This is a genomic window from Dyadobacter sp. NIV53 (genome assembly GCF_019711195.1).
Taxonomy (GTDB): Bacteria; Bacteroidota; Bacteroidia; order Cytophagales; family Spirosomataceae; genus Dyadobacter.
This window is the reverse complement of sequence record NZ_CP081299.1, coordinates 90,968-109,940: the sequence shown is the minus strand read 5'-3', so window position 1 is coordinate 109,940 and position 18,973 is coordinate 90,968. Positions and strand designations below refer to the sequence as shown.

The 18,973-nt window shown below is 39.4% G+C and carries 15 protein-coding genes; 7 read left to right on the top strand and 8 right to left on the bottom strand.

Annotation, left to right across the window (positions count from 1 at the left end):
• Positions 1-90: 90 nt before the first annotated feature.
• Complete coding sequence (locus KZC02_RS00535; RefSeq protein WP_221392310.1) at positions 91-588, top strand: DUF1772 domain-containing protein; 498 nt, start codon at positions 91-93, stop codon at positions 586-588.
• A 36-nt stretch (positions 589-624) separates the two neighbouring features.
• Here the strand turns inward: KZC02_RS00535 and KZC02_RS00530 are convergent, their stop codons facing one another.
• From KZC02_RS00530 to KZC02_RS00500, 7 genes are all read right to left on the bottom strand, one after another.
• Positions 625-3,171, bottom strand: a complete 2,547-nt coding sequence (locus KZC02_RS00530; RefSeq protein WP_221392309.1) for a hypothetical protein — start codon at positions 3,169-3,171, stop codon at positions 625-627.
• Positions 3,153-4,412 carry a metallophosphoesterase gene (locus KZC02_RS00525; RefSeq protein ID WP_221392308.1) on the bottom strand — a complete coding sequence of 420 codons (1,260 nt, stop codon included), beginning with the start codon at positions 4,410-4,412 and terminating at the stop codon, positions 3,153-3,155. Before KZC02_RS00525 ends, KZC02_RS00530 begins: the two co-directional genes overlap by 19 nt.
• Before the next feature lie 12 nt (positions 4,413-4,424).
• Entirely contained in the window at positions 4,425-5,318 is an 894-nt protein-coding gene (locus tag KZC02_RS00520) for an SdiA-regulated domain-containing protein (protein WP_229253923.1), read from the bottom strand.
• A complete protein-coding gene (gene ppk1 / locus KZC02_RS00515; RefSeq protein ID WP_221392307.1) occupies positions 5,315-7,363 on the bottom strand; it encodes a polyphosphate kinase 1 in 2,049 nt (682 codons plus the stop codon). Before ppk1 ends, KZC02_RS00520 begins: the two co-directional genes overlap by 4 nt.
• Positions 7,364-7,366: 3 nt before the next feature.
• A complete protein-coding gene (locus KZC02_RS00510; RefSeq protein ID WP_229253922.1) occupies positions 7,367-8,566 on the bottom strand; it encodes a Pycsar system effector family protein in 1,200 nt (399 codons plus the stop codon).
• A 177-nt stretch (positions 8,567-8,743) separates the two neighbouring features.
• Positions 8,744-9,109 (bottom strand): four helix bundle protein, encoded by a 366-nt coding sequence (locus KZC02_RS00505; protein WP_221392305.1) that lies wholly within the window; start codon positions 9,107-9,109, stop codon positions 8,744-8,746.
• A gap of 184 nt (positions 9,110-9,293) precedes the next feature.
• A complete protein-coding gene (locus tag KZC02_RS00500) occupies positions 9,294-11,708 on the bottom strand; it encodes a GAF domain-containing protein (protein WP_221392304.1) in 2,415 nt (804 codons plus the stop codon).
• Between the two features lie 350 nt (positions 11,709-12,058).
• Here KZC02_RS00500 and KZC02_RS00495 point away from each other — a divergent pair, with 350 nt between their 5' ends.
• From KZC02_RS00495 to KZC02_RS00475, 6 genes are all read left to right on the top strand, one after another.
• Positions 12,059-12,961, top strand: a complete 903-nt coding sequence (locus KZC02_RS00495; protein ID WP_221392303.1) for an AraC family transcriptional regulator — start codon at positions 12,059-12,061, stop codon at positions 12,959-12,961.
• 114 nt (positions 12,962-13,075) lie between these two features.
• Complete coding sequence (locus KZC02_RS00490; protein ID WP_229253921.1) at positions 13,076-13,708, top strand: LysR family transcriptional regulator; 633 nt, start codon at positions 13,076-13,078, stop codon at positions 13,706-13,708.
• Positions 13,678-13,968 carry a substrate-binding domain-containing protein gene (locus KZC02_RS31270; RefSeq protein WP_229253920.1) on the top strand — a complete coding sequence of 97 codons (291 nt, stop codon included), beginning with the start codon at positions 13,678-13,680 and terminating at the stop codon, positions 13,966-13,968. The genes KZC02_RS00490 and KZC02_RS31270 overlap by 31 nt, the downstream gene beginning before the upstream one ends.
• Positions 13,969-14,048: 80 nt before the next feature.
• A complete protein-coding gene (locus KZC02_RS00485; RefSeq protein ID WP_221392302.1) occupies positions 14,049-15,353 on the top strand; it encodes a Na+/H+ antiporter in 1,305 nt (434 codons plus the stop codon).
• A gap of 20 nt (positions 15,354-15,373) precedes the next feature.
• Positions 15,374-15,910: a DUF4269 domain-containing protein gene (locus tag KZC02_RS00480; RefSeq protein WP_221392301.1), complete on the top strand. Its 537-nt coding sequence runs from the start codon at positions 15,374-15,376 to the stop codon at positions 15,908-15,910.
• Between the two features lie 54 nt (positions 15,911-15,964).
• Positions 15,965-16,633, top strand: a complete 669-nt coding sequence (locus KZC02_RS00475; RefSeq protein WP_221392300.1) for an NAD-dependent epimerase/dehydratase family protein — start codon at positions 15,965-15,967, stop codon at positions 16,631-16,633.
• Between the two features lie 167 nt (positions 16,634-16,800).
• Here KZC02_RS00475 and KZC02_RS00470 read toward each other — a convergent pair whose 3' ends face one another.
• Positions 16,801-18,789 carry a glycoside hydrolase family 97 protein gene (locus KZC02_RS00470; RefSeq protein WP_229253919.1) on the bottom strand — a complete coding sequence of 663 codons (1,989 nt, stop codon included), beginning with the start codon at positions 18,787-18,789 and terminating at the stop codon, positions 16,801-16,803.
• Between the last annotated feature and the right edge of the window lie 184 nt (positions 18,790-18,973).

Sequence of the window (18,973 nt, the reverse complement as noted above, 5' to 3'; positions counted from 1 at the left end):
AATTCTTTTAAATTTAGGAATAATAGTATTATTTCAAACAGAATTCATTGATATCTGACCGACAAATCTAAACCCAAACTTTGACTGGCCATGATGACTCTCCAAAATATAATATTGGTTCTGACCGCTACCACTACCGCACTGATCGCCGGGCTTTTTTATGCCTGGACTTGTTCAGTCATTCCGGGTTTGGCACGGTTGAATAGCGTAGAATATATCAGGGCCATGCAATCTTTTAATCTAGCTATTCAGAATCAGTTGTTTTTCCTGTGTTTTTTCGGAACGGCCATTTTGCTTCCGGTCAGTACATACATGTATTTCAGCCATCCGGTTACAATCCGCTTCTGGCTTTTACTGACTGCAAGTATTGCTTATCTTTTGGGTGTGATGGCTGTTACTATTTTTGGCAACATACCATTAAATAACTCATTGGAAAGTTTTAGCCTTACCTTATCTAATCCTGAATTGATTGCTGAACAAAGGAATAACTTTGAAACTTCCTGGAACAACCTGCACACAATCCGTACAATTGCTTCCGCGCTTTCTATTGTGTTGGTAATTATTGCCTGCATCAATCCGGAGGAATGAAATCAATGATCTATGCAAATGACAATCAGATTGCCGTTAAAACCAAAATCCTATCTGAAGAGCTATTCTTGGCTTTTCTTCAGATTTTTCCTTTGGTATAAATGCGCCAACGGCAAGTGTCAAAATATCAACGGGAGCCAGCCAAATACCTCCACCATAGTTGAAATGCCAGCTTTCGGAAGGATAATCTTTCAGCCAGACGCGGCCATAATCAAAACTTCCAAAAATACCGTATGTTAATGGCAGGGTAGGGTTGATGCTGCTGCCGAGTCTTATTCGGAGATCCGTGTCGTGCCATGCACTGCTTTTACCATAAAATCTTTCGGTACGGTAACCGCGCAATCCAAGCTTTCCGCCGATAGTTGGCATTTGAAAAAATTCATAACCATCACCGAAATTGATACCAGTGCCAATCTGACTCGCAAGGATAAAATTTTCTTTCGTATCCAATGCAGTATAAAATGAGAGTTGCGCGCGCAAAGCTGCAAAACTATTGTTGGTTTTCAGGTTAGTGGTCCAGTTTAAGCCCGTATTGAACCGGATACCGGAATGCGGAGCAAAAATATTGTCAACACTATTGAAATTGAACAAAAACCGGGCGCCGGTAAAATACTTGGTTTTAAAAATATCATCATCCAAACCGTTTTCTCCGGCTGTAATAAATCGCCCTGACGTTTCTTCCAAATCGGTTATTTCCAGATATGGCCCTAATGTTATAAATCCGCTGTTACCTGCAAAGCGTTTTTTAATGGCCGGATATATATGTAATGAACTCTGGTGTGCGCGGTAGTAATTAGGGTTGTCAACCGGCCGAACCGAAGTATTTCCTAAACCTGCATAGTTGAAAGCGTAAGTTGGACCACGGTAATAGGTGTCCAGATAAAAGTCATATTTCTTAAACGCGTTGATAAAATCACCAGTATAATTGACCTTGAACGCTTTGGTATTAAATGCAAAACTTCCTCCAAATGTTTGTGTTGAAGCATACGGTTCTTTTTTAAAACCATATTTGGTCATACTGAAATTAGCTCCTATCAAAAGTCCGTCATCAGGATTGAAACCCAGGATTGGAAAAGGCAAAGTGATATCATAATTGCTGTCATCATTTCGCCGGTCATATACATTATAACGGTACAAACTCGTCCGAGCATCTTTTGTATCCGGCCCGGCTATCAGTGTGTTATTTTTCAGATCGTCATAAACCAAAGTTTTCTTACCACCTGAATGTACCCGGGCGCTGTCTATAAAAACATCTTTTCCCAATCCGCCAATTGCCCTAACCTTTATTCCTTTTTGTACATCACCGTGCAGAATAAATTCATCGTCATCTCCATTACCGTATAAATTTATCGTTTTGGTAATATCAGATTCGAAAACACGATGGTAATTCTGCTTCTTAATTTCACCCTTTTTATTGGTTTCATAAACAGTTACACTCGTCCGTTTGTCATCCAGTCTTTCTACTACAAAGCGTTCGTTTTCTTCTGTACCAATCACATTGACCGATTTACTCAAAAATTCATAATGCGCCCTCGCAATTTTCATCAGGTCATCACGGCGTGTCCTGATGTTCTTAATAATATCAGGCGACGACATCTTTTTTGCTTTGACAGGCCAGTCTTCAAAGGCGCTTTTAATTGCTTCGTCAGTCAGGTTTTTCTGAATAAAAGTTACCTGTTCCTGCCATTGTTCCCAGTTCAGTTCGTTCAGGAAAGTACGGTCAATCAGGCGGGCGCTCCATGTCGTCCACTTCATACTTTTGATTTCCGGATTAAAACTTTGCAGCTGGCGAAGGAATGGTAAAGTTAGTCTGGCTGTATTGGTGAGCAATCCGTCGTACAACGAAAAAGCCTGGTCACGGTCTCTTGGGATGGGCCGAAAAAGATTGGTACCATCCTGCTGTTTGATCGATGCCCATGCCCATTGGTCATCGTGACGGTCCCAGTCTCCTATTAAAAAATCAAAAAGCCTGGTCCGGATTACCCAGGACTCATCAACCTTGCTTTTATTATTTTCAAGAATACTTTCTACCACTTCCGGTGTATTTACGATCTTGTCCGGTTTGCCGAAATTGGCTGCATCTTTCCATTTTTTACCATCCGGCCGCTCTTCAAACAAATTCATCGTACCACCAAAAATCGCATTAAAATTTGCAAGGCCGGGCTGTGCAGGAACATAGTACAATTTAGGATTGGTATGGTAAACATTGATGGCATCAGCCATAACCGGCATGGAAAGCGGTGCAAAAGGATTGGTAGACAGGAAATTATCTTCCACCAGATATTTTGCTGCAACCATTTTATTAAACGGAAATGGTAAAAAACGGCTGACATCTTTGGTCAGGCCACGCAAAACATATTCCTTTCCATCTTCGCTCCGTACGCGTAATGAGTTAGTTTGGTTTCCCCCGCCTTGTTTTACCGGAGTAAGGCCGCCTTTGTAAGTTGAAAGGTCCAAGGTTGGGAAAGGATATTTTTCCAGATAAAGATTCCGGTTATGTTTCCCGAATAAAAAATTATGAAATTTCCCAACCGGTTTGATCTCGTTTTTGGTAACAAACTGGTTTAAAGAATCTTTATGCAACTCGTATTCGGCGAAACCTGTTTTGACATCAATCGGCTGAGAGACGAGTTTGTCTTTAATTTTTTCTGGTAAATGATTTTAGCATCTTTTCCATCCTTGGCTACTTCCCAGTACTTTACCCACGTTTCACCTCCCTCATAAAAGCTAAGTGTGCTAAATCCCAAAGCGGTGGTAGCAAATTGTGACCCTTTACCCATTCCAACCGGGCTGTTTTTGGAACCGCTTCCGCTAACGATGAATTCCTGCCCGTCGTTTTCTATAAACTGTAAAGTATGCTCATGCCCGCTTGCAAAAATAAAATTTCCGTTTTTCTTCGCCCCGGCCAAAACTGCGGCTTTCAGATCTTTATAGTGCCTGTTGGCAACATCCTGACGCGAGCCGATCGTTGCACGGAAAATAGCACTTAAAGTCCCGATTCCAGGCAGTGGGATGAACAGTTTCGGGTTCATTTCTGTCAGTGGAAATATATGCTGTTTAATCGTAAACTTACCACCATGCGGACCGTAAGTGTAAGGCGGATGGTGCATCGCAATCACTACATTTTTATTACGGTACTTACGGATCACATTCTCAAATATAAACTTGAAATGTTCTCTGTTCTTGATTTCACAGCCATCGTTTACACCAGAATCTTTATCCCAGTCGGTAAGCCACCATTGCGAATCTACCACAATAATGACCACATTATCATTGAGTTCCACTACTTCCGGGCCCGAACATCCGTCTAACGGCAGGAAATAGTCCTCATAATCGTCTTTGTCTGTTTTACCGTGACGTGAATTTAAATACTCCTGGATATACTTTTCCTGACGTTTCAAACCTTTCACGCCCCAGCCTCGCCAGTCATGATTTCCAGGCAGGAATACCGGATAACCTTTAAAATCATTCAAAGTTTCGAGCTGGGAATTGATCCGGTACTCCGCCACCTTCCTGTCAGCCGAATCTTCTTTTGGCGGCATACCGTATTCATAGATATTATCACCCATAAATAAGGCGGAGCTTGCTTTGGGCTCTGTTGCCAGTTTGGTTTTCAGATATTCCAGTACCGGGGCTCTGTTTTCCGGCATATCGTTACCGGCGTCGCCGATCAGATACATTGTATGATTCAGTTTCAGAGCCGGATCAGGACTTTCATTTTGCCATTTACTTGCTTCTTTTGCGTACCTGGTTCTGTAACCGGCACAAGACCAGAAAATGGATAAAATGATAAAGAAAAGTACGGAGCGTAGTGTTATTTGCATGAAACCTTCATTTTATTTTCTTTTGAATTTCAGGATATTTCCTTCGGTCAAATCATCGCCTTCATTGGAGATGTATAAATTCCCTTCTTTATCAAATGTAATTCCTTCAGGCTGGTTAAAAATGTTGCTGCTGAGCGGAAAAGCATTTTTTACTTTCCAGTTGCTGTCTGTAACTACAAGCAATTTGTTAACTGCCGAAACGATGTACCATTCATTGGTAACCGGGTTTAAAGCCAAAGCAGATGGCCTGAAACCTCTTGCCACTTTGCCATTAATAGCCTTGATTTCGTCAACCTGTATGGTGAAATTTCCAACAGTTTTTGTTGTGTCCGCAAGGTTGATTATATAACCGGAAACGTCCTTTTTGGAATTATCCAGCTCACAATTTTTGCATATTACGTAAACATTTCCCGTTTTTTCATCCCCGTACATGCCTTCATATTCTCCTTTTGGCAATAGTTTTTTTATTTCCCGCACACCTTCAGGTTCCTCAAACTGTGCTTCTGACATTGGAAAAGTATAAAGCACACCATTGCTTTTCAATATTACTGCCTGATCATTTACAATAGCCACATCTTCATAATCACCTTTTTTTCCAAATTTGGTATGAAGCTGTACTTTCACATCCCAGGCTAACCTGAAAAGTTTACCTTCTTCATCCTGTATGGCATAAATCGTATCATTTTTGCCCTTATTGAACGTAATGCCTGAAATTTCAAAAAGACTTTCCGGCATATTGAATTTGTCCGGTGTATTTAGGTCGTATTCTGTGCTTTCCTGTATACTTTTACTTTCCGAAGTTTTTTCAGGCTTGCTTTCCTTATTTTCTTTTTTTGACGACTCACAACCCGACAAAGTTGCCGCGACCATTAATATTGGTATTATCAATTTTGTATAAATAATCATGTTGATGCTTGTGTAAGTTCTTGTGTGGTGTTTTTGACAACTTCTGATAAATACTGATAAATGCCTTCCTGAGACCTGATTCCTTTTGCTTTTTTTACTAAGGGGACGTTCTTCAAATCCTTATCTATCAGCACAGCTTTTTGAGTATCATTCCATTGCAGCGAAATAATTGACATCAGTTCATTTTTAAGATCATTGTCATATATTGGAAAACATACTTCAATGCGCCGGTAAATATTCCGGTTCATCCAGTCCGACGAACCCATAAACACTTCGTGATTGCCTTCGTTATGAAAAATGAACACTCTTCCATGTTCCAGATATCTGTCTACAATCCGTTTTACAGTAATATTTTCACTCTGGCCAGGAATACCGGGAACAAGCCGGCAAATACTTCGTGCTATCAGGTTCACTTTAACACCGGCATTGGAGGCTTCGTACAGCTTGCTGATCAGCACTTCTTCTTCAATATTGTTTAACTTAATGGTAATCCCGGAAGACAAACCATTACGTGCATTTTCAATTTCACGGTCAATAAGTTCAGTGAATTTTGTGAGAAGGTTAAATTGGGCGACCAGTAAATGCTGAAAATTGATCGCATCGGTCTTTTCCGGTTTCTTCTTTTTACTCAGAAAACCGAAAAGTTTTTCCGCTTCTGCCAGCATAGGCTGATTGGCTGTAAGCAGGATATGGTCAGTATAAAAACGAGCGGTTGATTCATTAAGATTTCCGGTTGCCATTAATCCAAGATAAGGCAAATCAGTGTTTTTTCTTTTTACAAGAGCCAGTTTCGCATGTACTTTAAGAGAATTAACACTGTAAACAATTTTCACGCCTGCAAGCTTCATTCTTTTTGCCCAAAGAATATTATTTTCTTCGTCAAATCTTGCCTTCAATTCAACTAGTACAGTTACTTTTTTTCCTACACGAGCCGCGCTGATCAGAGCATGAACAATTTTAGAATCGCTGGCAACACGGTATAAGGTTGTATAAATCTCTTCAACATCATTATTAATAGCCGCCTCATTAAAAAACCTCAATATAGTATCATAAGTTTGGTATGGAGCATGCACCATCAGATCGCGTTTGGACACCGCCTCAAACAAAGTTTCCGAATGATCAAAACCATTCAAATCCTGAATAGCTGGCCAGTCGGGATAGGAGAGTGCCGGATCACGAATGGGTAGTGACGCCAGATCCTTCATGTTGTGATACCTGCCACCTTGCACCAAAGATGCTTTTTTCAGGCTTAATGCATTGATTATATTCTGCAAATGTTTCGCATCAAGACCAGGTTCATACAAAAACCTCGTAGCCGAACCATAATCGCGCTTTTTTAATTGCTTTTCAAATCTGTCCGTAAGATCTTCGTCGTCGGAGTCCAATACATCAAGTTCGGCATCACGGGTCACTTTGATATTGTATGAACAAATACTATCAGCGTCAGGGAAAAGAATTTTTATGTTGTGACGAATAATATCTTCCAAAAAAACAATGTAAGATTTACCAGACTGCGTTATTTTGATAAACCTGTTCAGATGGTTACTTGGAATATTCACCATATAAGTATGTTCCTCCAGATCTTTCCGAATGATGACTACAAGATAAAGACGGTTGTTTTCAGGAAAAAATACGGTATTGTCCAACATGTGTACCGGATGCAGAAAACCGGCGACCTGAGAATAAAAGTAACTGGTAATATAAGGAATGATTTCTGTGGGAATGTCTTCCTTATAACAAAAATGATAGCCCTGTTTTTCGAGTTCAGGAATAATGGATTTACTTAGTATTTTCCCAAATTCCTGCTGCTGTTTATTAATGACCGTTGCAGCCTGTTCGTAACAATTATGTCCATTGTCGTAATCTGATTTTTGCAACGCCGGCATCCTGACCCTGTAAAATTCATCAAGATTAGAAGAATAAATAGACAGGAATTTAATACGTTCAAAAAGTGGAACTTCTGTATTGCCAGCTTCCAGCAGCACCCTCTCATTAAAGGAAAGCCAGCTGATATCCCGATTAAAAAGGAGTGGTTCTTTTATCATTGTTTACAAAGTACGGCCAAAGAATACCGACGCAATTACAAAAGCAATAACGGAAGCTACGATACCAAACATAAAAACATTATAAGCAATCCGTAGAAGCCGGTATTTCCGGCCAAGTACAACACCTTGAGAGTAAACATCTTTGGTCAGGCTGCCGTAAAGAAATTCCCTGTCGTTCATCATTCTTTGCATTCCATTGGAATAGTCGATATACGACATCCGGTAAAAATTACCAAAGAAAAGAAGGTTTACATTTTTAGTATCAATATCCTCCTGTGTGAATGTTCCGTGCGGAATGGAAGGGCGCGTTGCAATTATTGAAAATACCATGGTAATCACGCAAATCGTAAGTAACAACATGGTCGGTATGATCAGGTAGGAATTATCTTCCAGCTTACGGATAAGTACACTCAGTAAAACAGAAATGATAATAGATGTTGTGGTAATCATGATATGTGCCTTATTATCAGCCATATCACTCAGCCGCTGATGGTTATTGGAACTGATACGAAACATAGTTTCAATTCCTTTTTCCGGCCGGTCGGATTTTTGCTTTTTGATTTCAGCCATTTCGGGTAGCGCATATACTTCCTGTACAGAGCCAGCCTGAGGTAAGAGCAATGGTAAATCAGGTTCTATATTCTCGTCAGGAATGGTTTCCAGATCTTTTAATTTGAGTTTTTCAAGATTTTTCGCCTTTTGGGCACTTAACAGCTCAATGCAATAATCGGTTTGAAAGATGTGTGATTCCAATAATTCTATGGTGCTTTTCCTCCACTTTGACTTATCAATTTTTTGTCCCAGCCTTTGTTCGGATTCCTTACGCATCAGTTTGTTTCGTTCTGGAAACTCTTTTGTGCCAAAATGAAAAAGGTCCGCATCACATACAATCTGCTGCAAAATATTTTGTGGTTTTTGAGGTACCACGGTGGCAAGTATACAACCCCGTATTTCTAAAATAACATCGTCCTTTATTCCGTCTTCGGTTAAAAACCTGGCAGCCATATCCGCGCCACGCTGCTCATGGCCAGGTGCGTCCCCATCATAATATCCCGTATCGTGAAACCAGGCAGCCGCTCCTACAATAAATGAATCCCGTTCATCCAGATGATAATGATCTGCGATCTGCGCCGCATGGGCAACCACCGATTCGGTATGCACAAGATTATGATATAACAACTGTGAAATCTCCTTGTTCCCCATAAATTGGTTAACATAATGCCTAACCTTATCTAGCCGGTGATTGTAGTTCATAAATTAAGAAAATAGAGAAATTATTAAGAGTTAATCTGGGTTGGCTTTAAAATCAGTTTGATTACAACAAAGTAAAAATATTCAATAAACAATGTATAATGCTCAATGTTCATTATTAAGTATGTATTATTTAAGGCTCCTTTTAGCAGTAATAATACTACTTGCAATAATGGCAATGAGTTCTTCTGTTTCAGAAAATATATTCTCTAATTTTTTTATTGGCTTTATCATATCCTTTTTTATAATAATTTTCAGCGCAACTCTACATTCTTTAAGCTCCTTAAGAATAATACCCATTTTATGAATAAAATCCTTTAATGATTCTGCTCCTTGTGCTTCTCCATAATTAAAGGTGGGTGAATGGCAAGATCTGATGAGCTGTCCGGAAATGTAGTTGCCAGCCCTGGTTGAAGGCAGCGCTTCAACAACATCAATCATTCTACATGTAAAATTCACAAGCCTTTCTTCTAAATCATATTTTTTGGTTTGCATTTTAAATCAATTAAGTACGGACCCAATGCTTAATTGAAGTTTACCATTAATTGAGTATTGAAAACTACTTGCCATTTGATAAGACCAGTATACTATCAATTTGCACTAACACCCTAACCAGTATATTGATCAATTGTTGAAAATTGAATGTTGAATATTGAAAATTATTTTTCACTATTCAACCTCACTTCCAGTCCGATTCCAGATTTACTCCGATCCTTAAAGCTTTTAAACCATTAACTCCCTGTAACTCTTCCAGATCCAGAAATTCGAGATCATTTAACAGAGTATTTTGCTCCTGAAGATATCTGATATAATCAACATATTCATCAGCGGATTTTCTGTTGAAATACACCAAAGCAATTTTTCCAGGCTGGGTGAGGCGCTCGCCGGTTCCTTTTACGTGTACTTTATCAATTCGTTTTTTAATGACCTGATAACGGATGTTATACGCGCCTTCCACATCAAACCTGCGTTCATCATCACGGAAACTAATATCGATCGTACCCGAATTAATGAAAATGAGCTGGGTTGTCAGCAGCTTCTTTTCCATATTCGGTAATAAGGAATTGGTAATTTTAGCAATAGCGGCCATTGAGGTAAGCTGCCACAACCGGATATTTTTCAGATATAGATTACTGAATGCTCTTTCAGGCTCCAAAGATTGACCAATGTATATGTCATACTCAATCCCATCTGTCCTGAATTTTTCAAAATAGGTCGGATAAGATTTCTGAATTTCCGATTTAAAAAGATCAAGATAAAGGTTAACCGATGAATTGATCGTTTGCATGGAGTTTTCCAGTGCTCTCCGGTTGGCATATGCTACACCGGTCTGTTCATCAGTAATTTCAAAATATTTATCAATGGCCTCTGCAATTTCGTCAGCTTCATAAATTTCATCACCACCTGCACCAACAAGAACTGCCGACTGTGTTGTTACTCTGTTTTCTTTAAAATGTATCAGAAAAGGATGGACTTCGGTTTCAAGAAAATCATGAATTTTCATTTCATCATTATCGGTTGATTCATCCAAAATCCGGGCAATCATTTTTTTACATTTATACACCATCTCATCTGCCAGTCCAAATCCCAGTTTTTGTTTTAATATGGAAAATGTCTCTATCAGTACCGTAAACTGTAATTGAAGATCTTCACGGAGTGCCGCATTTCTTTCGATTGTAGAATTGCGGATATCAACCGCACCATATAACGGATACACATCTTTGAATCCGATGCTTTCAATGGTGGCATGTTGTTTTTTTGCATTGTCACGAAGATAATGCCATGCAACGTCTTTAAATTTCCACTGAACGGCAGGTTGCAGCGAGGTGAATTTTTCACGGATTACATTTTCAAGACTTGCGTTAAATTCCTCAATGGAATTATGCATAATCCTGGCTGCCAGTGAAAGAGCTGGTTGTAATTTGGATAAAACCCCTTCATCAATCGCATTCTGCCGGGTTGAATAAACTTCCAGTACACCCACGATTTTCTTGTCGTAATAAACAGGCAAAACTGCATAAGATTCTACACCATCATTTTTCAACATCCTGATAAAATCGTGCTTTACATCTTCCTTGCTTATAGTCCTCATAAAGAGCACTTTGGGAGCTTTGAAATACTCCTCGGCCATAGCGATGTAAATTTCTTCAGCAGCGTCGGAGGTGTTTGCCGCGTTGATCAGTTTGCTTGTCTGAATCGTATTTTTATTAAAAATAAGTCTGTTATTGACCTTTAATAGTGGCATTAATCCAAATTCAACAGCTGGATTTTCTACCATCATTTTTAAAGATTCGTTGATCTGATTATGAAACGCGTGTACATCCATCGTACTGCGGTTAATAATCGTATTTTTCATGTGCTCCACAGCGTGTTCTGCGGTAACATCCGTTAGCGTGATAATAGAAAAACCTTTAAACTGGAACAAGGAAAGTGGGAGTAATTCCGTGAGGATGCTTACATCGGAATTCTCCTGTAATTCCCGGCGTATCGAATCCAGGTCAAGCTCCGGCAATTCTCCCTTTGGACATACGGTTGTAAATGAATTATCTACATTTAAACGGTAGAATTTTTGCAGCCCCGAACATTCATCTTTAAGTGTAAGGATCTGGTCGTTATAATGAAAAGGCGGAAAATCATACAGCTCTTCAAGAATATAAGTATACACTTTTTGTATCTTCTCTCTGAGAGAATCACTGTTTAATTTGATCATGTTACATTTGATCTGACCACTATCGCGATCGGTCATCAAATCATAAAATGAATCGGTTCCGTAGAAAATAACGGGTCCAACTGGAACGCTGAGTGCCCATAACAGGCTTTTTTCGTCTGAAAGTGGAGGAATTAACATTCCATAAACCAGATCAAGCTGATTTTTAAAATTGCCAACCTCACTTAAAGGGATTTCTTTCAGAAAGTCGGGATTTTCTTCCAGTTTTTTAATAACCATTTCGAAATATTCCTTACGAACTGAATTTTCATTTTCAGCCTTTCCCTTTATGTAATTGATATATTTCGAAAAAGAAATGGTTGTATCTATCTTGGTCTTCCCTACGGAAGGCGATTCTTGCGAAACATCGAGTATGATAGGTTTCATTGGCTAATGTGGTCTTCTTTACTTTTAAATATTACTATGAATATATTGGCAGAAAAAAATTTCCTGATAATCCCAAAACTGGTAATTATTAAAAAAATAAATTAATTCTCCTGCACAATAATTCAATGGCTACTACAAAGGTAACACCAATTAAGAATATTGAATTCCTTTGAATAGGCTCTGAATTCGACAATTTTTCTCACAGATCCTGCCTGAATTTAAGTTAGTTAAAATTTTAATGCTCCATTATCCGACACGAATCTGAAAACTGCACTTTATAAAAGCCTTGATTAGAAGGAAATAATTGGTTTGATTTTTAAGTATTTCGTTTGAATTTTGTAACTTTGAATATGTCAAAAACAGAAACGCTCGAAGAATTTTACCAGCAAAAATTTAACTGGATGCCTGATAATCTGCAAAAAGATATCGGACATTTTAATGTATTTAACCTTGAACATCATAAAGCATCAAATACGGTCCCGTTCAAATACTCCCGACGTGATTTTTATAAAGTAAGTTTAATACGTGGTAAAAATATTTATCATTATGCTGATAAAAGCCTGGAAACGGATGGTTCTACGCTAATATTTTTCAATCCCCATGTTCCTTACACCTGGGAGTCTTGTTCGGAAGAGCTTACGGGTTTTTTCTGTATTTTTAAAGAAGGTTTTTTTACGGAAAGGATGCGAGGTAGCATTAGTGAGCTTCCTATGTTCGCTCCGGGTGGAAAACCATCCTATATTCTTAATGAAAAACAGGACGAACATCTGAGCCGGATTTTTGAAAAAATGACGGAAGAAATTAATTCGGATTACCAGTTTAAATACGATTTGTTAAGAAATTACACGACGGAACTTATTCATTATGCATTAAAAATGCAGCCTTCCGAATCGTTGTATCAGCATCCCAATGCCAATTCACGTATCACTTCTATATTTACAGAATTACTGGAACGCCAGTTTCCGATTGAATCACCGGCACAAAGGTTTTCTTTAAGATCTGCCAATGATTTTGCAACGCAGTTATCTGTACATGTTAACCATCTTAACAGGGCAATCAGGGAGACTACCGGGAAAACCACCACTCATCACATTGCTGAAAGGCTGGCAAATGAAGCTAAAGCATTATTAAAACACACCAGCTGGAACATTTCTGAGATTAGTTATAGCCTGGGATTTGAAGAACCTGCTCATTTTAACAATTTTTTCAAAAAACAAACTAATCTGACGCCTACATCTTACAGGACTGTTTGATTTTTACAATGCAGCACGATAGCGCGAGCGTCACCGTTCGCGCTATCGTGTCTTTCACACTTATATCATTAAAGTATCTGCTTTTATGGTTAACTATAATTTTGTTGATAAAACATGGTGAATCTGGAATGGTACCGAACCTTTAAAGCGATATACAAAACTGGTACACTGACGGGAGCTGCTCAGGATCTGTTCATTTCTCAGCCCGGAGTCAGCCTGCATTTGACCTCACTTGAAAGTTATGTCGGCTATAAATTGTTCGACAGAACTGCCAGGAGAATGGTACCGACCGAAAGAGGGAAAGTGCTGTACAACTATATTATCGAGGCACTTAGCAGATTGGAAGATGCTGAAAAAACTTTTCAGAAGAGTACGGAAAAACAAACGCCGACGATAAGTGTGGGTATGTGTTTCGAAACTTTTCAGATCACATTGGAACAATACATTTCCACTCTGCCATTTAATATCATCATTCAGTTTGGTGACTATCCTGTAATGCTGGAAAACCTGGAAAAAGGAATTTTGGATCTGATCATAACGCCGCAGAAAGGGATTTCGCCTAATATTGAACATGAAGAATTTTCGTCAGAGATGATCGTGCTGGTGGGGGGAATAACATTGACGATCAGGAATTTACGAAACTGGCCAACAAAAAAGATCTTGGTGATTTGCAGGATTGGCTTAAAAAACAAAAGTGGTACGGAACAACCGGAGACATGGAGCATCTGCACCGTTTCTGGCAACTGAACTTTGATCATCATCCCGATTTTCGTCCAAATTATATTGTACCTAATTTAAATTCCATTGTTCGTTGCCTGACTGGCGGGGTTGGACTGGCAATCATTCCGGATTTTCTTTGCAAAAAAGAAGTAGAAAGTGGCCAAATCAAGTTAATTTGGGAAGGAAAAACAAAACTCATCAACACTTTATATTTTGCAAACCGTAAAAAAACAATGTACAACGAGGAGATTGAAGTAATAAAAGAGCTGTTTAAGAAAGTGATGTAGTAATGAGAATTATTTATACAAAAAAGCCTGCGTAGCTCTGCGGCATACACCTCCTAAACTCTGCGTTTAATCACAATTGAATGGAAAATTACAGCATCGTACTCTTCATTATGGCGTTAATGATCGGTTTATCGGCTATCGCCACGAAAATCAAAATTCCTTACCCGATCATACTCGTTTCCGCAGGAATTGCTATTGGCTTCATTCCCCGAATGCCTGATATCGCAATAAATCCTGAAATTGTTTTTCTGATTTTTCTGCCTCCGTTATTGTTTGACGCGGCGTATAATATCTCTTTCAAAGAACTTAAAAGAAACCTTGCAACCGTCACGACCTTAGTAATTCCTTTGGTTTTTATGACGACTTCTGCCGTCGCTGTTGCTGTTCATTACCTCATTCCGGGCATGACCTGGCCAATTTCCTTCATATTGGGAGCTATTTTATCACCGCCCGACGCCGTGGCGGCAACAGGAATTACAAAAGGGCTTGGCTTATCGCACCGGACGCTCACGATCCTTGAAGGGGAAAGTCTGGTCAATGATGCTTCTGGTCTTATCGCTTACCGTTTCGCCGTTGCAGCTGTTTCGGGAGTGGGTTTTTCCCTTTGGAGTGCATATGGTCAATTTTTACTGGCAGTTGCAGGAGGGATGCTGGTCGGAATTTCAGTTGGCTGGGTTTTGGCCACATTCTTAAAACAAATTTATGGAAACAGCCTGATTGCGATCAGCGCCATGGCGATCGCTCCGTTCATCGCATATTTGCTGGCTGAGGAATTTGAAGTTTCGGGTGTACTAGCCGTTGTTGTACTGGGTGTTTCATTGTCTGTTTTTACCAACAGGCTTTTTCCCACTCAAATAAAATATCAGAATAAATCGTTTTGGGACGTTATTATTTTTCTGCTGAATGGCTTGGTTTTCATTCTTATCGGTCTTGCGTTTCCTCAGGTGGTAAGCAAAATTGATCATTCCGATATCCTGCCTTTAATAGGTTACAGTTTTTTAATCAGCTTCATTATGCTGGTTTTTAGAATATTATGGGTTTTCGGGCATAGTAACAATCTTCGCAAAAAAGTTGATCTTCGGCTGAAAGGGCTTGATAAATACAGGTTCCGAATGTACGCCGATGAAAAGATTGACTGGAAAAATTCGCTGATTATAGGCTGGTCGGGAATGCGGGGAATTGTCTCGCTGGCATCAGCATTGTCGTTACCATTAGCGCTTGATGACGGCACCGTATTCCCACAGCGCGAAGTGCTGATTTTCATATCAGTAATTGTGGTTCTGATAACACTAATTGTGCAGGGACTAAGTTTGCCTTTGTTAGTCAAATTATTAAAGGTAGAGGAAGAGCAAGTTTCTGTAAATGAGTCATCTGGTTCTAATTAACCGTATTATGTATTTTTGAAATGACCAATTTTGACAATATTGAATATCTGAAATTGGGGAATGAAAAGCAACATCTTGCTTACGAAGTTCTTGCAAAAAACAGGATCTTTCATCTTCTGGAAGAATTTGACCCGGTTCTTGCGGGTACTATTCCGATTCAAATTGATATAGAAAATAGTGACCTGGATATTCTTTGCTATTGGTCTGACAAACAGTATTTTATTAAAACAATCAAACAGGTATTTTCCAGTAAAAATGATTTTCAGATCAGAGAAAATGACACTTTGAATGCAGTTATCTCAACTTTCGAAATAGGGGAGTTTGAAATTGAGATTTTTGGCCAGAATATTCCAACCAGACAACAGAACGGTTACCGGCATATGATCGTAGAGCATCATTTGCTACGTAAGCTCGGAGAAGCGTTCAGGTTGAAAATTATTGAATTAAAAAAACAAGGATACAAAACGGAACCGGCATTTGCACTTGCTCTGAAATTGGACGGAGATCCGTATTCGGAGCTGCTCAAATTTGAGAGCGAATTACCGTCTAAATCGTAAAGACTTATTGGTAACTGTATCAGCTTGCTGCAAATCAAGAAAAACGAAAAAACTATGAACACAAAAATAAGAGCAATAATAACCGGTGTGACCGGAATGGTAGGTGAGGGGGTTTTGCATGAATGTTTACAAGATCCAGATATTGAGTCGGTTTTGGTGATCAATAGAAAACCATGTGGCGTTCAGCATCCAAAGCTGAAGGAAATTATACACAAGGATTTTTTTGATTTTTCGGAGATCGAAAATCAGCTGACCGGATATAATGCTTGCTTTTTCTGTCTGGGCGTTTCTTCCGTGGGTATGAAAGAACCGGAATATTATAAAATGACTTACACCCTTACGATGCACGTAGCTGAAACGCTTTCCCGATTAAATCCAAATATGACCTTTGGCTATATCACCGGAGCAGGGACTGATAGTACGGAAAAAGGAAGTTCCATGTGGGCGAGGGTAAAAGGTAAGACAGAAAATGATTTGATGAAATTGCCTTTTAAGCGCATGTATGCATTTCGTCCTGGTTATATGCATCCAACTCCCGGATTGAAAAACGTAAATGCTTATGCCAAATATGTCACCTGGTTATATCCGATTGCCCGCGTCATTGCTCCGAATTACGTTTCTACACTGGCTCAAATGGGAAAGGCAATGATCAATTCCGTGAAAATTGGATATGACAAAAATGTTCTGGAAGTTAAGGATATTAATACGTTAGCCGAAAAATAACCCAGTCTGAATGGCACAAACGACCCAGTCTGAACGGCAAAGCCGGGCTGAATGCAGATATGGAGATAGTACCAGCAACCAACTACAAAAGTCACAAAAGCACACAAAAAACCTTTGTTCTCTTTTTGTCTTTTGTGTTTTTTAAAAAGATGAAGCGGAGCAAAAATCTATTTGGCCACCAGCCGCATCACAAAACCGCCACCAGGTGCCATTTTTATGGTAATCGAATCTCTATTACTTAAATTTCCTGCTGACAGCTTGTAATCAGACGCGTATCTATCCGCATTTACGCCATCTTCGCAGATTGTCGCGTCATAAGTTTTGTTTTCCAGAAAGTTTAAGGAAATAATCAACTCTCTCGATGTCATATCGTTCATAGCTCCAATGAACCAATTATTATCTTTTTTTCTGGCTGTAATAATGTAATCCCCTAATTTGGCATCCAGCACAACCGTGGTGTCCCATACAGTCGGAATGCTTCCTAATAATTCCATGAATTCCGGCTCCTGCCAGCCTTGTGAAGGATTTCCGGAAAACAATTGAATCGGACTGTCGTAAACCACAAACATCGCCATTTGCTGCATTCTTGTTCCAAACGACATCACGCCTTCCTGGATCGGCCTGAAAGTTTTTTGCGTTCCGTTATTAAGCAAACCCGGTTCATAATCCATTGGACCAGAAGTCATTCGGATGAAGGGCAGTAACAAATTATGTTCCGGAGTAGCCTTGTCGCTCCACATATTATATTCTGATCCTAACACCGCTTCACGTGTAAGCGCATGCGGATAGGTGCGGTTAAAACCTGCGGGTTTGAACGCACCATGAAACATGATCATGATCTTGTGACGGGCACAAGCCTGAGCAACCCGATGATAAAAGTTAACCATCTTTTGGTCATCACGGTCCATAAAATCGGTCATAATAAAGTCAACTCCCCATTTATTGAACTGATCCAAAGCTGGTTCCAGTTGTTTGTCCAGCGTCATGGCCAGCGTCCACATGCCCAGTTTGACTTGTTTGCTTTTAGCATAAGCAACAAGTTCTTCCATGTTCAAAGTGGCTGTGATTTTAAGCAGATCATTATTGTCGCTCCAACCAGCATCAAGCAGAACCTGTTCTATTCCAAACCGTTTCGCGAAGTCGATGTAATATTTGTAAGTCTCTGTGTTGATGCCACTTTTAAAAGGAACGTTAAAGATATTTGAGGTGATGATCCATTCTTCAGTCGATTGTCTGGGTTCAATCCAGGAAACATCAGAAACGCGTGAAGGCGGAGCCAAACGATAAACAAGGTCATTCGCAGGCATATCTTTGTCATGAGGAGCGATCATCAAAACCCGCCATGGAAAAGCTCTTGTACCATTGGTTTTGGCGATATAATTTTCTCTTTCTGAGACAAAAACCTGCGAGAATTCGCCGACCAGAACTTCTTCCTTTTTCGGGTAAGCCGCAAATTCTCCTACCAAACCATTCCTGCCCGTTCCTGTCAGAAACATACCCGGATATTCTTCCAAATCCGATTCAGTAACCACTATTTTGGGTGTATTTTCAGGCGCAATTAAAAGTGGGGTAAAGCATAGATTGTTGACGGTAAGGCTGTCGAGCGGTTTGATTTGGTAAGGTTCTTCAAAGCTCGTATGATACTTATCCTGATTTCCTCTTTTTGCTACTTCCGGAAAATAAACCTTTGGATTATCTGGGAAATTGAATTCTGCAACTTCGTTTTGGACAAAAATAGAATCTTTAAATGAGGTAGTTATGCGATAGGCAACACCATCATTATAGACCCTGAAAATCACTCCGAATGAGTTAGAAAACCTAAATGTGATTTCGTTAAACATATCAGGAATTTGCCTCCTTTTTTCCGGAACAGGTGACATTATGATCTCATTTACCGAGCGCGTTGTAACCTTTGGTTTTGCTAGTTTGTCAGAAAGTTTTTTACCATCTGCCAGCATCATGTCAATAGTAGAAGGTGACAGAATCAACTCGTTTTTGTAAAAAATTGAGTATTGGATTTTGGTACCTAGTTGTATAGAAAGTTTGAGTTGCCTGTCCGGAGAAAAGACGTCTTGAGCCCGTATTGGCAACACCATCAAGTTAAGGCAAAGTAAGGTAATGCAAGTAACTACTGGTTTCATATTTTGGATAGCCATTTTTATAATTCTCAATTACGTCATTTGACAGAAAATATCACTTATTTTGGAAATTATATGTTTTCAACGCTACTTGTAATCTCATTAGTTGAAACTTCAGATATCGATAGAAGTAACAAATCAGTTCTATTACGATTTATATGAGACAATGGATATAGTAATTACATTAAATGTAATCTGATTC

Excerpts from the sequence above, each read along its gene's own strand:
- KZC02_RS00490 (WP_229253921.1), top strand. The coding sequence starts at position 13,076 with ATGGTGAATCTGGAATGGTACCGAACCTTTAAAGCGATATACAAAACT.
- KZC02_RS31270 (WP_229253920.1), top strand. The coding sequence starts at position 13,678 with ATGGAGCATCTGCACCGTTTCTGGCAACTGAACTTTGATCATCATCCC.
- KZC02_RS00535 (WP_221392310.1), top strand. The coding sequence starts at position 91 with ATGATGACTCTCCAAAATATAATATTGGTTCTGACCGCTACCACTACC.
- KZC02_RS00470 (WP_229253919.1), bottom strand. The coding sequence starts at position 18,789 with ATGGCTATCCAAAATATGAAACCAGTAGTTACTTGCATTACCTTACTT.
- KZC02_RS00480 (WP_221392301.1), top strand. The coding sequence starts at position 15,374 with ATGACCAATTTTGACAATATTGAATATCTGAAATTGGGGAATGAAAAG.
- KZC02_RS00505 (WP_221392305.1), bottom strand. The coding sequence starts at position 9,109 with ATGCAAACCAAAAAATATGATTTAGAAGAAAGGCTTGTGAATTTTACA.
- KZC02_RS00475 (WP_221392300.1), top strand. The coding sequence starts at position 15,965 with ATGAACACAAAAATAAGAGCAATAATAACCGGTGTGACCGGAATGGTA.
- ppk1 (WP_221392307.1), bottom strand. The coding sequence starts at position 7,363 with ATGATAAAAGAACCACTCCTTTTTAATCGGGATATCAGCTGGCTTTCC.
- KZC02_RS00525 (WP_221392308.1), bottom strand. The coding sequence starts at position 4,412 with ATGCAAATAACACTACGCTCCGTACTTTTCTTTATCATTTTATCCATT.
- KZC02_RS00485 (WP_221392302.1), top strand. The coding sequence starts at position 14,049 with ATGGAAAATTACAGCATCGTACTCTTCATTATGGCGTTAATGATCGGT.
- KZC02_RS00500 (WP_221392304.1), bottom strand. The coding sequence starts at position 11,708 with ATGAAACCTATCATACTCGATGTTTCGCAAGAATCGCCTTCCGTAGGG.
- KZC02_RS00510 (WP_229253922.1), bottom strand. The coding sequence starts at position 8,566 with ATGGGGAACAAGGAGATTTCACAGTTGTTATATCATAATCTTGTGCAT.
- KZC02_RS00520 (WP_229253923.1), bottom strand. The coding sequence starts at position 5,318 with ATGATTATTTATACAAAATTGATAATACCAATATTAATGGTCGCGGCA.
- KZC02_RS00495 (WP_221392303.1), top strand. The coding sequence starts at position 12,059 with ATGTCAAAAACAGAAACGCTCGAAGAATTTTACCAGCAAAAATTTAAC.